9 protein-coding genes and 1 pseudogene are annotated in these 14733 nt (G+C 71.7%); 9 read left to right on the top strand and 1 reads right to left on the bottom strand.

The window, feature by feature from the left end; genetic code table 11:
- The first annotated feature begins 50 nt into the window (after window positions 1-50).
- The 3 genes and pseudogenes from ELQ39_RS02060 to ELQ39_RS02070 form a co-directional block, all read left to right on the top strand.
- Entirely contained in the window at window positions 51-353 is a 303-nt protein-coding gene (locus ELQ39_RS02060; protein ID WP_225625737.1) for an ArsR/SmtB family transcription factor, read from the top strand.
- Window positions 350-739, top strand: a complete 390-nt coding sequence (locus tag ELQ39_RS02065) for a VOC family protein (protein WP_190002134.1) — start codon at window positions 350-352, stop codon at window positions 737-739. The genes ELQ39_RS02060 and ELQ39_RS02065 overlap by 4 nt, the downstream gene beginning before the upstream one ends.
- Window positions 740-843: 104 nt before the next feature.
- Window positions 844-1803 (top strand): annotated as a pseudogene (locus ELQ39_RS02070) (TIGR01777 family oxidoreductase); the annotation flags it as partial.
- Between the two features lie 56 nt (window positions 1804-1859).
- Here ELQ39_RS02070 and ELQ39_RS02075 read toward each other — a convergent pair.
- A complete protein-coding gene (locus ELQ39_RS02075; protein WP_242590782.1) occupies window positions 1860-4253 on the bottom strand; it encodes an RICIN domain-containing protein in 2394 nt (797 codons plus the stop codon).
- Between the two features lie 260 nt (window positions 4254-4513).
- Here ELQ39_RS02075 and ELQ39_RS02080 point away from each other — a divergent pair, with 260 nt between their 5' ends.
- The 6 genes from ELQ39_RS02080 (at window position 4514) to ELQ39_RS02105 (ending at window position 14731) form a co-directional block, all read left to right on the top strand.
- Complete coding sequence (locus ELQ39_RS02080) at window positions 4514-5536, top strand: LacI family DNA-binding transcriptional regulator (protein ID WP_242590783.1); 1023 nt, start codon at window positions 4514-4516, stop codon at window positions 5534-5536.
- Window positions 5537-5790: 254 nt separating this feature from the next.
- Window positions 5791-6921: a GH12 family glycosyl hydrolase domain-containing protein gene (locus ELQ39_RS02085; protein WP_242590784.1), complete on the top strand. Its 1131-nt coding sequence runs from the start codon at window positions 5791-5793 to the stop codon at window positions 6919-6921.
- Between the two features lie 334 nt (window positions 6922-7255).
- The gene (locus tag ELQ39_RS02090; protein WP_225625732.1) at window positions 7256-8341 is read left to right on the top strand and encodes a lytic polysaccharide monooxygenase auxiliary activity family 9 protein; all 1086 of its coding nucleotides are present in this window, start codon (window positions 7256-7258) and stop codon (window positions 8339-8341) included.
- Window positions 8342-8670: 329 nt separating this feature from the next.
- A complete protein-coding gene (locus tag ELQ39_RS02095) occupies window positions 8671-10929 on the top strand; it encodes an RICIN domain-containing protein (protein ID WP_242590785.1) in 2259 nt (752 codons plus the stop codon).
- 229 nt (window positions 10930-11158) lie between these two features.
- A complete protein-coding gene (locus ELQ39_RS02100; RefSeq protein ID WP_242590786.1) occupies window positions 11159-12709 on the top strand; it encodes a vWA domain-containing protein in 1551 nt (516 codons plus the stop codon).
- Window positions 12710-12814: 105 nt separating this feature from the next.
- Window positions 12815-14731 carry an AMP-dependent synthetase/ligase gene (locus ELQ39_RS02105; RefSeq protein WP_242590787.1) on the top strand — a complete coding sequence of 639 codons (1917 nt, stop codon included), beginning with the start codon at window positions 12815-12817 and terminating at the stop codon, window positions 14729-14731.
- Window positions 14732-14733 lie beyond the last annotated feature (2 nt).

A 14733-nucleotide genomic window follows, 5' to 3' on the forward strand; every position in this document is an offset into this window, starting at 1 on the left:
CGGTGGCTTGCACATTGATATGCAAGTGAACACTTGCCTATAGTGGGGGCATGGCCGACGACCTCTTCAAAGCTCTGGCGGACGGAACCCGCCGCACGATCCTCGACGAGCTGACGGAGAAGTCCGGACAGACACTGTTCGAGATCTGCGCGCGCCTGAGCATGAAGCACGGACTCGGCATCTCACGTCAGGCGGTGTCGCAGCACCTCGCCGTCCTGGAGGCCGCCGGGCTCGTCGAGACCCGGCGGGAGGGCCGGTACAAGTTCCACGACCTGAACGTCACGCCGCTGCGGCACATCACCGAGCGCTGGCTCGACCCCCCTGCCCCCGCACCGGAGAAGGAACCCTCATGAAGATCCACCTGACCAGCGTCTTCGTCGACGACCAGGCGAAGGCCCTGCGCTTCTACACCGACGTCCTCGGCTTCGTGAAGAAGCACGACGTGCCGCTGGGCGAGACGGACCGGTGGCTCACCGTCGTCTCACCCGAGGAGCCGGACGGCACCGAGCTGCTGCTCGAGCCGTCCCACCACCCCGCGGTCAAGCCCTACCGGGACGCCCTCGTGGCCGACGGCATCCCCCTCGCCCAGTTCGCGGTGGACGACGTACGGGCGGAGTACGAGCGCCTGCGGGAGCGGGGAGTCCGCTTCACCCAGGACCCGCTGGAGATGGGTCCCGTCACGACCGCCGTCTTCGACGACACGTGCGGGAATCTGATCCAGATCGCCTCGCAGGCGTAGTGCCGGCCCCCTTCAGCCGTTCCCGACCTCACCGCACCCCACAGTTGAACGCGTTCAAAAACGCGGGATAGGGTGAGGGCACTCGAAGAGGCCGGAGGGGTCCTATGAAGATCGTTCTGCCCGGGGGGACCGGACAGGTGGGCACGATTTTGGACCGTGCGCTGAGCGCGGCCGGACATGAGGTCGTCGTGCTGACCAGGCGGCCTCGCCGCCCAGGGGACGTCGCATGGGACGGGGTGAGCCTGGGCCCTTGGGCCGAGGCGGTGGACGGCGCGGACGTCGTGATCAATCTGGCCGGGCGGAGCGTCTCCTGCCGCTACACGCCGGAGAATCTGCGCGCCATGATGGACTCGCGCGTCGACTCGGCACGGGTCGTGGGCGAGGCGATCGCTTCGGCTCGCCGGCCGCCGAAGGTGTGGCTCCAGATGAGCACCGCGACGATCTACGCCCACCGCTTCGACGCGGCCAACGACGAGGCGACCGGCGTCATCGGCGGCACGGAGAGCGGCGTGCCCGACCACTGGGCCTACAGCGTCCGGATCGCGAAGAACTGGGAGCGGGCGCAGGAGGAGGCGACGACGCCCGGCACGCGGAAAGTGGCCCTGCGGGCGGCGATGGTGATGAGCCCGGACCGGGGCGGCGTGTTCGACGTGCTGCTGCGGCTCGCCCGGCTGGGACTGGGCGGGCCGGTCGCCGGCGGCGGGCAGTACGTGTCGTGGATCCACGACGAGGACTTCGTGCGGGCGGTGGAGTTTCTGATCGCTCGGGAGGACGTGGAGGGCGCGGTGAATCTCGCCGCGCCCGGGCCGCTTCCTCAGCGGGAGTTCATGCGGGTGCTGCGAAGGGCTTGGGGGATGCCGCTGGGGTTGCCGGCGAGCCGGTGGATGGCGGAGGTGGGGGCGTTCGTGCTGCGCTCGGACACGGAGTTGCTGTTGAAGAGCCGGCGGGTGGTGTCCGGGCGGCTGGGGGACGCGGGGTTCACCTTCGACTGGACGGGGTGGGAGGCGGCGGCGGGGGATCTCGTGCGGAGGTCGCGGAGCGCGCGGGCGGGGTCCGGCCGTCGTCCGGTGCGGGTGAGCGGGGCTGATCGCGCGGCCCCCCGCGCCCCTCGGGGGGCGCTTCACAGAAAGCGCCACACGTGGTCCTCCGTGCCGTTGTCCGTGAACTGGACGACCTGCGCGCTGTCGGCCGTCGACATGCCGTCCACGCCCAGGACCTTGCCGCTGTGGCGATTGCGGATGCGGTACCAGCCGTCGCCGTTGTCCACCAGGGTCCAGAGGTGGTCGGGGGTCCCGTTGTCCTCGTACTGGACCACCCGTGCGCTGTCGGCCGTCGACATGCCGTCGACGCCGAGCACCTTGCCGCTGTGGCCGTTGCGGATCAGGTACCAGCCCTCCCCCCTGTAAACCAGCTGCCAGGCGTGGTCGCCGGTGCCGGTGTTCGCGAACTGCACCACGCGGGCGCTGTTCTCCGTGGACATGCCGTCCACCGCGAGGACCTTGCGGCTGTGCCGGTTCTCGATCCGGCGGTACGGCGGCTCGGGCGTCCAGGGCCGGCCGTCCGGGGACGCCGTGGGAAGCGCGGTGATCCGCAGCCGTGCCGCGCCCATCGGGATCAGGGTGACGCGCTCCACCGGGGCGTCGCTGCGGGCGGGGCTGTCCTGGAGGGGGGTGACGACGTGCTCGTCGTCGGCGGTCCACTCGGTGACGCGGCGGGCGTCGGCGGTGATGCGGACGGGGGTGGTGGCGTGGGTGAAGGGGTTGTCGGGGACGGGGCCGGGAGTGCGGGTGAACTCCGGGCGGGGCGAGGGGGCGAGGCCGTAGTTCCAGGGTGTGGTGGCGTGCACCTCGTAGGCGGGGAAGGTGTCGTCGCCCGCGTAACGGTCGTACCGTTCACCGATCTCCAGGGAGTACGCCAGCGGCCCGTGCTGGACGGTCACGGCGCCGTGCTGCTCCGGCAGGGCCCGCACCTCGGTGCGCTGCGGCAGGCGCAGGGTGACCACGTCACCGTCGCGCCAGGTGCGTGTCACGCTCGCCCAGCCCGGTCCGTCCGGCGCGCTCACCGCCCGCCCGGCGACCCGGAGTTCGGGTGAGCGGCACCAGCCGGGGACCCGCAGGCGAAGCGGGAAGCGTACCGGGCGCGGGGTGGAGACGGTGAGGCGGACGGTGTCGGTGAAGGGGTAACCGGTGTCCTCGGTGACGCCGACCGTGGTGCCGCCGGCGACCTGGACGCGGACGGTGCTGGGCGCGTACATCGCGGCGGCCAGTCCACCGTCGTCGGTGCCGAGCCACAGCTCCTCGGTGAAGTAGGGCCAGCCCATACCGTAGTTGTGGGGGCAGCAGCGGTACTGGTCGACGCCCGCGTGGTACGCCTGCATGGCGAAGCCGTTCTGGAACTGGCCCTGCGTCTTGGTGCGGTCGTCCAGGTCGACACCGTTGGCGCTGGTGATGTAGTGGACGGCCCTGCCCTGCGGGTCGAGGGACGCGGGGAGCGTGTTGAACGCCAGGTCCTCGCAGCGGTCCGCCCACACGGGGTCCCCGGTGATGCGGACGAGGAGTTCGTGCGAGGCCATGAGCTCGACGACGCCGCAGGTCTCGAAGCCCTGCCGCGGGTCGGTGAAGCCGGGCCGGCAGTTCTCGTCGCCCGCCATGCCGCCACCGGGGAACCTGCCGTACTCGGCCATGACGGTGTCGTAGGCGCGGTAGGTGGCGCGGGTCAGCTCGGCCGAGCCGGTCACCTGGGCGTACTGGGCGGGTTCGCGGAAGCCCTGGGCGATGTTGACGTTGTGGCGCGAAGGGGTCGGGCCGGTCCAGTCGGCGCCCAGGGTGTGCATCTTGGCGGCGAGGTCGAGGAGGAAGGTCTCCCCCGTGCGGCGGTACAGCCATACGGCGAGGTCCAGGCCGTCGCCCCAACGGTAGGAGATCCAGCTGGTGCCGAAGGCTCCGGGACCCTGGGCGTTCATGTGGCGGAGAAACGCGAGGAGGAAGGGCACGACGCGCTCGTCGCCCGTGAACTCCTCGTGGGTGCGCAGGGCTTGGAGCAGCGGAAGGTACGGCCAGAAGTCGGGGCCGCCGCCCAGGGAGGTACGCAGGGCGCGCGGTCCGAAGAAGCCGTCGGGCTGCTGGGTGGCGAGGATCGCGTCGATCCACCGGCGTGCGTTCGCGAGGGCGGCGGAGTCGCCGGTGGCCACGGCGAGCGGCACGTATCCCCGCAGCCAGTACGGCAGTTCCTCCCAGCCGGGGCGGTCGGGGTGGACCCAGCCCGTGGTGGCGAAGTCGAGGAAGTGGGAGATCTCCTCGTAGCGGCCGCACAGTCCGTCGAGCTGGAGGCGCAGCTGGCCGGCCAGCCAGCCGCGTGGGGTGACGCTGCCGGAGGGCAGTCGACGGAAGGCGTCCGGGAGGGGGGCCGCGGCGCGCCTCGCGGCGGCGGAGGCGGGGGTGAAGGGGCCGCCGAGTGCGGCCGCGCCGAGGCCTGCGGCTCCGGCGCCGAGGAGGGTGCGTCTGGTGACGGGCATACGCGGGCTCCTGTTCATCGTCGTCCGTTCCTCCGCGCGGGGATGCGCGGGACGGGCGGGTGGCTCGCCGTTCGGTTTGCACAACGTTGTAAGGCCCAGTCGGGATGAGAGCACGGCGCCGGGGGCCTGTCCAGGGTCCGGACACGCCGTTCCGCTCCGGGAGCGGGCCGCGAACGGCCCCGCGGGGCGGGCGGGTTGCGGGAACGGTCGATACGGGCATGACTGGGGCCGTAGGATCAAGTGATCTCGTGGGGGTGGTCATGCTCAGGCGGCGTCCGGGCACACCGACGCTCGAGGAGGTGGCGGCGCTCGCCGGTGTGGGGCGGGGCACCGTCTCCCGCGTCATCAACAACGCGGCGGGGGTCAAGGACACGACCCGCCGCGCCGTGCAGCGCGCCATCGCCGAGTTGGGGTACGTCCCCAATCTGGCCGCCCGCACGCTGGCCGGACGGCGCGCCGACGCGGTCGCGCTGGTCATGACGGAGCCGGACTGGCGGCAGTTCGGCGAGCCCTTCTTCTCGGAGATCGTGCGGTCCGTCGGGGACGCCCTGACGGAGACCGAGGTGCAGTTGCTGCTCACCCTGGTGCGCACGGACGCCGAGCGGCAGCGGCTCGTCGAGTACGCGCGCGGCGGCCGGGTCGACGGCGTGATGCTGATGTCCGTGCACGCCACGGACCCGCTGCCCGACATGCTGGCGGAAGTGGGTCTGCCCACCGTGCTCCTGGGGCGGCGCTCCGGGGACGAGAGCGTGACCTACGTCGACGCGGACAACGTCGGAGGGGCGCGCGCCGCCGTGTCGCATCTGCTGGACACCGGCCGCCGTGCCGTCGCGACCATCACGGGGCCGCCCGACATGTACGTCGCCCAGTGCCGGCTGCGCGGCTACCGCGAGGCGATGGAGCGGGCGGGGGTCGTGCCGCGGGAGTCCTGGACCGTGCGGGGCGACTTCTCGGCGGACAGCGGGCATCGCGCGATGGCAGCGCTCATCGAGCGGGCGCCGGAGATCGACGGAGTGTTCGCCGCGTCGGACACCATGGCCGCGGGCGCGTTGGGAGCGCTCCGGGCGGCGGGCCGGCGGGTGCCGGACGACGTGGCGGTGATCGGGTTCGACGACTTCCCGCTCGCCCAGCACACCGACCCGAAACTGACGACGGTCCGTCAGCCACTCGAGGAGATCGGGCACACGATGGTGCGGCTGCTCCTGGAGGAGATGGAGGAGCCCTCGACGGCCTGGCGGCATGTCATCCACCGCACGGAGCTGGTGCTGCGCGGCTCCGCCTGACCCGGCACGGAATCCCGCGCCGTCGCGTGCGCGTCGAAACTTTCGGGAGCGCTCCCGTCGGTCGAGGTCAAGTGGATCACCGCCCTGACCTGCGACGTCGAAAGACATTCGACGGGTTGGCGCGCACAGGGTTGTCAGGGACATGGGCGCCTTCTACAGTCCCCTCCCGGAACACCATTGGGAGCGCTCCCATCAATGGGGAGGCGGGAGCGCTCCCGCCGGTATCCCGCACCCCCTCCCGAGAGGTCCCCCACATGCCACGGTTACGGCACCACCCCCGCACCCTGCGCGCCGTGTCGGCGGCGCTGCTCACCGCGCTCGCCGCGCTCGCGGCGCTGCTGACCTCGACCGCCCCCGCCCAGGCCGACACCACGATCTGCGAGCAGTTCGGCTCCACCGTCATCCAGGGCCGCTACGTCGTCCAGAACAACCGCTGGGGCACCAGCGCCACCCAGTGCGTCACCGCCACCGACTCCGGTTTCCGCATCGCGCAGGCCGACGGCTCGGTGCCGACCAACGGCGCGCCGAAGTCGTACCCGTCGGTCTTCAACGGCTGCCACTACACGAACTGTTCGCCGGGCACCGCGCTCCCCGCACGGATCAGCGGCATCTCCTCCGCGCCCAGCAGCATCTCGTACACCTATGTCGACAACGCCGTGTACAACGCCTCGTACGACATCTGGCTGGACCCGACGCCCCGCACCGACGGGGTGAACCGGACCGAGATCATGATCTGGTTCAACCGGGTGGGGCCGATCCAGCCGATCGGCTCGCAGGTCGGCACGGCCAACGTAGCCGGGCGCACCTGGCAGGTGTGGTCCGGCGGCAACGGCACCAACGACGTGCTGTCGTTCGTCGCCCCGTCCGCGATCGGCAGCTGGAGCTTCGACGTGATGGACTTCGTCCGGGCGACCGTCGCCCGCGGGATGGCGGGCAACGACTGGTACCTGACGAGCATCCAGGCCGGTTTCGAGCCCTGGCAGAACGGCGCGGGCCTCGCGGTCAACTCCTTCTCGTCGACCGTCAACACGGGCGGGTCGCAGAACCCGGGCGACCCGGGCGCGCCTGCCGCCTGCACGGTGTCGTACGCGACGAACGTGTGGCCGGGCGGCTTCACCGCGAACGTCACGGTCACCAACAACGGTTCGGCCCCCGTGGACGGCTGGCGGCTCGGCTTCACCCTGCCCTCCGGGCAGAGCGTGGTGCACGCCTGGAACGCGTCCGTCACCCCCTCCTCGGGCGCGGTCACGGCCACCGCGCCGGCCGACAGCGCACGGATCGCCGCCGGCGGCAGCCGGAGCTTCGGCTTCCAGGGCACCTACAGCGGCAGCTTCGCGCAGCCGGACGCCTTCCAGCTGAACGGCACGGCCTGCCGCACCGCGTAAGGGCCCACGGCGGCCCCGCGCCGCCGTACCCCGCCCTGCTTCCGGGGCCCGCTCCTCCTCCCTGCCCCGACGGGTCGGGCCCCGAAGCGCGTACGTCCCGCCCGAGGGGGCGGCCCGTGAGCCGGGACCGCCGACCCCGCCCGTCCGTGCCACGGACGGCCGTACCGGCGACGGGTGCCGGCGCACCCGCCCCGGACGGTCCGCCGCGTGACGGCCCTCCTACCCCCCGCCCGTCCGGCTGGCGCCCTCCCCGGCCGGGCGGGGGCTCCAACCCCCGCTCCCCCACCCCTCTGGCACCGCCCATGAAGAACTCAGCATCGGGACAGGAGACTCCATGGCTCTGAGAAGCAGACTGGTCTCTCTGGCAGCGGTACTGGCGACCCTCCTCGGAGGGCTCGGTCTCAGTTTCCTCTGGCAGAAGGACGCACAGGCGCACGGCGTGGCGATGATGCCCGGCTCGCGCACCTACCTGTGCCAGCTGGACGCCATCACCGGCACCGGCGCACTCGACCCGACCAACCCCGCCTGCAAGGCCGCGCTCAACCAGAGCGGCGCCACGGCCCTCTACAACTGGTTCGCCGTCCTCGACTCACAGGCCGGCGGACGCGGTCCGGGCTACGTCCCGGACGGCAAGCTGTGCAGCGCGGGCGACCGCTCGCCCTACGACTTCTCCGCCTACAACGCGGCCCGCTCCGACTGGCCGCGCACGCATCTGACGTCGGGCTCGACGATCAAGGTGCAGTACAGCAACTGGGCCGCGCACCCGGGTGACTTCCGGGTGTACATCACCAAGCCCGGCTGGTCGCCCACCTCGCAGCTGAAGTGGAACGACCTGGAGCTGATCCAGACCGTCACCAACCCGCCCCAGCAGGGCTCCCCCGGCGCCAACGGGGGCCACTACTACTGGAACCTGAACCTGCCCTCGGGCCGTTCCGGTGACGCGCTGATCTTCATGCAGTGGGTGCGCTCGGACAGCCAGGAGAACTTCTTCTCCTGCTCCGACGTCGTCTTCGACGGCGGCAACGGCGAGGTCACCGGCATCCGCGGTTCGGGAGGTACCCCGGACCCCGGCACCGACCCCACCCCCGACCCGAGCGACCCGCCGCACACCGGTGAGTGCATGGCCGTCTACAGCGTGACCAATTCCTGGAACGGCGGTTTCCAGGGCTCCGTCGAGGTGATGAACCATGGGACGTCACCGCTGAACGGCTGGGCCGTGCAGTGGAAGCCCGGGCAGGGCACCACGATCGGCAGCGCCTGGAACGGCACCCTCAGTACCGGCTCGGACGGCACGGTGACGGTGCGGAACGCCTCTCACAACAGAGTGATCGCGCCCGACGGAAGTGTGTCGTTCGGCTTCACCGCCACCTCCACCGGCAACAACTTCCCGGTGGGCACGATCGGTTGTGTCAATCCGTAGCGCCCGCGCGATGAGATAGACGGGTGACGGGTCCCGGTCCGGCGCGCCGTCCGCCCCCCTGATGGGAGGGCGGGCGGCGCTTCGCCGTTGACCGATGCGGGACCCGCGACCCGTTCCGTCGTCGAGGGCCTCGCTCCTTTTCCACTTGGCCTGGACCAAACCCTTGACACCGATTTCCGTCACCCCTTAAATCACGGACTGAAGTAAGCGTTTGCCGCGAGCGGCGGCTCGCACACCGCTCCGTCTGCCCCCCCACCTGACGCGTCTCCGCACCCTGAGGGCCCAGGGACGCGCTGAACTGTCATAGACATGACATAACAGGAGATCCGATGCCCGCTCCCACGCGACCACGCCCCGGTCGCCGCCCCGGCACCCCCGCGACGAGACCCGACCGCCGCCGGTGGGCCGCGGTCGCGGCGGCCGTCGCCACCACCGCCTCGCTGCTGCTCGCCGTCCAGCCCGCCCGCGCGGACGCCGGCGCCTCCGCCGCGGCGGCCGCCGCGGTCCCGTCCGGGTGGACGACCGTGGTGAACAGCGGCAGCGGCAAGTGTCTGGACGCCCGCGCCGCCGGCACGGCCAACGGCACCGCCGTCCAGCAGTACGGCTGCAACGGCACCACCGCCCAGCTGTGGAGCCTCACGCCCACCGGGGACGGCTACGTCCGCATCGGCAACCGCAACGACGAGCGCCAGGTGGTGGACGTCAGCGAGGTGTCGGCCGCCGACAACGCGGCCGTGCACCTGTGGACGTACGGGGACGGCGCCAACCAGCAGTGGCTGCCCGTCGACGAGGGCGGCGGCGCCTACCGGTTCGTCAACCGGCACAGCGGCAAGTGCCTCGACGTGCCGTCCGCCTCGACGGCCGACGGCGTCCAGCTGGTGCAGTACGCCTGCAACGGCACGGCGGCGCAGCGCTTCCAGGTCACGCCGGTGAGCAGCGCGCCCGGGGACGTGGATCTCGGCCCGAACGTCGCGGTGTTCGACCCGTCGATGCCGTCGTCGGTCATCCAGAGCCGGCTGGACTCGATCTTCCGGCAGCAGGAGACCAACCAGTTCGGCTCCGAGCGGTACGCGGTGCTGTTCAAGCCGGGCACGTACAGCAACGACGTCAATGTCGGCTTCTACACACAGGTGCTGGGGCTCGGGCAGTCGCCGGACGCGGTGACGATCAACGGCGCCGTGCATGTCGAGGCGGACTGGTTCCCGCCGCAGAACGCGACGCAGAACTTCTGGCGGGGCGCCGAGAACCTGTCGGTCAACCCGGCCGGCGGGACGGACCGCTGGGCCGTGTCGCAGGCCTCCGGCTACCGGCGCATGCATGTGCGCGGCGACCTGGAGCTGAGTGACGGCGGCTGGTCCAGCGGCGGGTTCATGGCCGACACGAAGATCGACGGCCAGGTGCGGTCCGGGTCGCAGCAGCAGTGGCTGACCCGCAACTCCCAGCTGGGCAGCTGGAGCGGCTCCAACTGGAACATGGTCTTCGTGGGCAGCCGGGGCGTGCCGGGCAACACCTTCCCGCAGCCGCCGTTCACCACCGTCGACCGGACGCCGACGGTGCGGGAGAAGCCGTATCTGTACGTGGACGCGGCGGGCGCCTACCGGGTGTTCGTGCCGGCGCTGCGTGCCGACTCCTCCGGGACCACCTGGGCGAACGGGAACACGGCGGGCACGTCGCTCGGCATGGACAGCTTCTACGTCGTCAAGCCGGGCACGGCGAGCGCGGCGCAGATCAACGCGGCGCTGGCCGCGGGCAAGAACCTGCTGGTCACGCCGGGCGTCTACCACCTGGACCAGACCCTCAGGGTGACCCGTCCTGACACCGTGGTGCTGGGTCTGGGCCTGGCCACCTTCGTCCCGGACAACGGTGTGACGGCCATGACGGTCGCCGACGTCGACGGGGTGAAGATCGCGGGCGTCCTCTTCGACGCGGGCACCGCCAACTCCCGCACGCTCGTGGAGATCGGGCCCGAAGGGGCGTCCGCGAGCCACGCGGCGAACCCGACCTCGCTGCACGACGTGTACTTCCGGGTCGGCGGCGCCCACGCGGGCAAGGCCACCACGAGCCTGGTCGTCAACAGCGACCACGTGATCGGCGACCACATGTGGATCTGGCGCGGCGACCACGGCAACGGCATCGGCTGGACCGTCAATCCCGCCGACACCGGGCTCGTCGTCAACGGCGACGCCGTGACGATGTACGGCCTGTTCGTCGAGCACTACCAGAAACACCAGACGGTGTGGAACGGCAACGGCGGCCGGACGTACTTCTACCAGAACGAGATGCCGTACGACCCGCCCAACCAGGCGGCCTGGACGGACGGTTCGACGCAGGGCTACGCGGCCTACAAGGTCGCCGACCATGTGACGAGCCACGAGGCGTACGGACTGGGCAGCTACTGCTACTTCAACGTCAACCCGAGCGTGACGGCCGAGCGTGCCTTCGCGGCGCCGAACCGGCCCGGTGTGCGCTTCCGCAACATGGTGACCGTGTCCCTCGGCGGCACCGGCACCATCCGGCACGTCATCAACGACCGGGGCGGCCCGTCCAACTCGGCCACCAACGTGGCCAACCTGGTCAGCTATCCGTAGCGGACGAGCTGTTCGCGGCCGGTGTGGTCCGGGGCGTCGCCCCGGGCCGCACCGGCCGTTTCCGCCGGCAGGCCTCGCTCAGGTCAACGGAGGGTCACCTGCCGGTCTCGGCGGGACACCGCCGTTCCCGCATCGAGACGCACCTGCAACACCCCGTACCGCACGTTCCGCCCTGCCGCGCCGTCACAGTCACTGAAGCGGCGTCGACCGACACAGGGGGTACACAGGGATGAAGCGGCACGGGACACGACGGCCGGCCGGGGTGCTGCTGGCACTCACCGCGGCCTGCGGGCTGCTGCTCACCGGATGCAGCGGGGACGACGACGGCGGGGCGCGGAAGAGCGACGCCTCCTACGGGGGCGGCAGCCACGACATGCCGCCCCCGCACGCCCCGGAAGGCTCGAACCGGTACGAGGGCGGCGAGCGGGAGGGGGAGCAGGAGTCGCGGGAGGCGGTCCCCGAGCCCGACTACCTGTCGACGTTCGCGCTGGACGTCGACACCGCCTCCTACGGCTACGCCCGGCGCACCCTCGACGAGGGCCGGCTGCCCGACCCGTCGACCGTGCGCCCGGAGGAGTTTGTCAACAGCTTCCGGCAGGACTACCCGCGCCCCGACGGCGACGGCTTCACGGTCACCGTGGACGGCGCCCGCACCGACGAGGAGGACTGGTCGCTGGTGCGGGTCGGGCTCGCCACCCGGTCCGCCGACGCGGACGGCGAACGGCCGCCTGCCGCTCTCACGTTCGTCATCGACGTCTCCGGCTCGATGGCCGAACCGGGCCGGCTGGACCTGGCCCAGGAGGCGCTGGGCACCATGACCGACGAACTGCGCGACGACGACTCGGTCGCCCTCGTCACCTTCAGCGGCGAGGCGGAGACCGTGCTGCCGATGACCCGGCTCGACGGCCACCGGGGCGAGATCCACGACGCGATCGACGGCCTGGAGCCGACCGACTCCACCAATGTCGGCGCGGGCGTCGAGACCGGCTACGAGGCCGCCGTGGAAGGACTCCGCAAGGGCGCCACCAACCGAGTCGTGCTGGTGTCCGACGCCCTCGCCAACACCGGTGAGACGGAGGCCGACGCGATCCTCGAGCGCATCGCGTCGTCCCGGCGCGAGCACGGCATCACCCTGTTCGGCGTCGGCGTCGGCAGCGACTACGGCGACGCCCTCATGGAGCAGCTCGCCGACCGGGGCGACGGCCACACCGTGTACGTGTCCGACGAGGAGGACGCCCGCGAGGTGTTCTGCGAGGAACTCCCCCGCAACATCGAGCTGACCGCCAGGGACGCCAAGGCGCAGGTGGCCTTCGACCCGGAGACCGTCGCCGAGTTCCGCCTGGTCGGCTACGACAACCGCAAGGTGGCGGACGAGGACTTCCGCGACGACCGGGTCGACGGCGGCGAGGTCGGACCCGGCCACACCGTGACCGCCCTGTACGCGGTGCGCACCCGTCCCGGCGCCGAGGGGCACCTCGCCACGGCGACCGTGCGCTGGCTCGACCCCGACAGCCGTACCCCGCACGAGGAGACCGGCGACCTGGAGACCGACGGGCTCCAGGAGTCGGTGTGGCGGGCGCGGCCCCGGCTGACGGTGACCGCGACCGCGGCCTACTTCGCCGACGCGCTGCGCTCCCCCGGCCACCGGGACAGCGCGCTGCCGGGCGCCCCGGGCCTCGCGGAGCTGTCCGAGCGCGCCGGGTCGCTGGCCGCGCGGACCGAGGACGCGGACGTGCGGGAGCTTGCGGAGGCGATCCGTACGGCGAACCGGCTGGAGTGATCGCCCCCGGACCGTTGACTCGTTCTTACGCACGGGTAAGTTGACTCCCGAGTAAGTAAGCACGGACAGCACCAGCAGGACAGTCAGCCGCGACCGGGAGCCGTCATGGGCGTACGCAAGGATCTGAAACGGGCGAAACGACGGGCCGATCTGGCCGGCCGCACCTCGGTGGAGACCGTCAAGGACGAACGCGGCACCGTCCGCGAGGTCCGTACGGAGGTCCTGGCCGCGCACCCCGTCACGGGCACGACCGCCGACGTCCCATTCACCAACGCGGACGAGGCGCCCGACGCCGTCGTGCTGCGCCGCGAGGAAGGGGGCGCGTGGCGCCCGGTCACGGCGGCGGCCTTCGCCTCGGAGGTCACCGCCGTTGCCAAGGGCCTGGTCGCGGCCGGTCTCCAGCCGGGCGACCGGGTCGCCGTGATGTCCCGCACCCGTTACGAGTGGACGCTCCTGGACTTCGCGATCTGGGCGGCCGGCGGGCAGACCGTGCCGGTGTACCCCACCTCCTCGGCGGACCAGGTGGAGTGGATCGTCCGGGACTCCGGCGTCCGGTACGTCGTCACGGAGACCCCGGACAACACCGCCACGGTCCGCGTCGGCACCGCCGCCCTGCACCCGGCGCCCGAGGTGTGGGAGCTGGACGCGGGCGCCGTGGACGACCTCGTCGCCCGGGGCCGGGACGTCCCGGACGAGGAGGTCACCAAGCGGCGCACCGCCCTCACCGCCGACACGGTCGCGACCGTCTGCTACACCTCCGGCACCACGGGACGCCCCAAGGGCTGCGTGCTCACCCACGGCAACCTGTACGCCGAGTCCGCGAACACGGTCGAGCTGCTGCACCCCGTCTTCAAGGCGGTCACCTCCCAGGCCGCCTCGACGCTGCTGTTCCTGCCGCTCGCCCACATCCTGGGCCGCACCCTGCAGATCTCCTGTCTCATGGCCCGCATCGAGACGGGGCACTGCCCGAGCATCAAACCGGACGAACTGCGTCCCGCGCTCAAGTCGTTCCGTCCCACGTTCGTGGTGGGCGTGCCCTACCTCTTCGAGAAGATCCACGACACCGGGCGGGCCACCGCCGAGAAGATCGGGCGCGGCGCGTCCTTCGAGCGCGCCCACCGCGTCGCCGTCCGCTTCGCGCGGGCGCACCTCGACCGCTTCCTCGGCCGCGGCAAGGGCCCCGGGCTCGGCCTGTACGCCGCGTGGGCGCTGTACGACCTGCTGGTCTACCGCAGGGTCCGCAAGGAGCTCGGCGGGCGCCTGCGCTACGCCATCAGCGGCGGTTCCCCACTGGAGAAGGACCTCAACCTGTTCTTCTACGCGTCCGGCATCATGATCTACGAGGGTTACGGGCTCACCGAGACCACCGCCGCCGCGACCGTCGTCCCGCCGCTGTCCCCGCGCCCCGGCACGGTCGGCCGGCCGGTCCCGGGCACCGCGGTGCGCATCGCCGACGACGGCGAGGTGCTGATCAAGGGCGGCATCGTCTTCGGCTCGTACCGGAACAACCCGGCGGCCACCGAGGAGGTGCTGCGCGACGGCTGGTTCGCCACCGGGGACCTCGGCTCCCTCGACGAGGACGGCTATCTGACCATCACCGGCCGCAAGAAGGACATCATCGTCACCTCCGGTGGCAAGAACGTCTCCCCCGCCGTGCTGGAGGACCGGCTGCGCAGCCGCCCGCCGGTCGGGCAGTGCCTGGTCGTCGGCGACAACCGGCCCTTCGTGGCCGCGGTGGTCACCCTCGACCCGGAGACGGTGGCCCACTGGCTGTCGGTGCGCGGGATGCCGGCCGACACCCCGATGTCCGAGGTGGTCCGCGACCCGCGCATGCACGACGACGTGCAGAAGGCGGTGGACTACGCCAACGAGGCCGTCTCCCGGGCGGAATCCATCCGCAAGTTCGTCGTCGTGGAGGGCGAGTTCAGCGAGGAGAACGGTCTGCTCACCCCGTCGTTGAAGGTCAGGCGGGAGGCGGCGCAGGAGAAGTACGCGCGGGAGATCGCCGCGCTGTACGCCTGAGC

The organism is Streptomyces sp. GB4-14 (assembly GCF_022696125.1).
Taxonomy (GTDB): domain Bacteria; phylum Actinomycetota; class Actinomycetes; order Streptomycetales; family Streptomycetaceae; genus Streptomyces; species Streptomyces werraensis.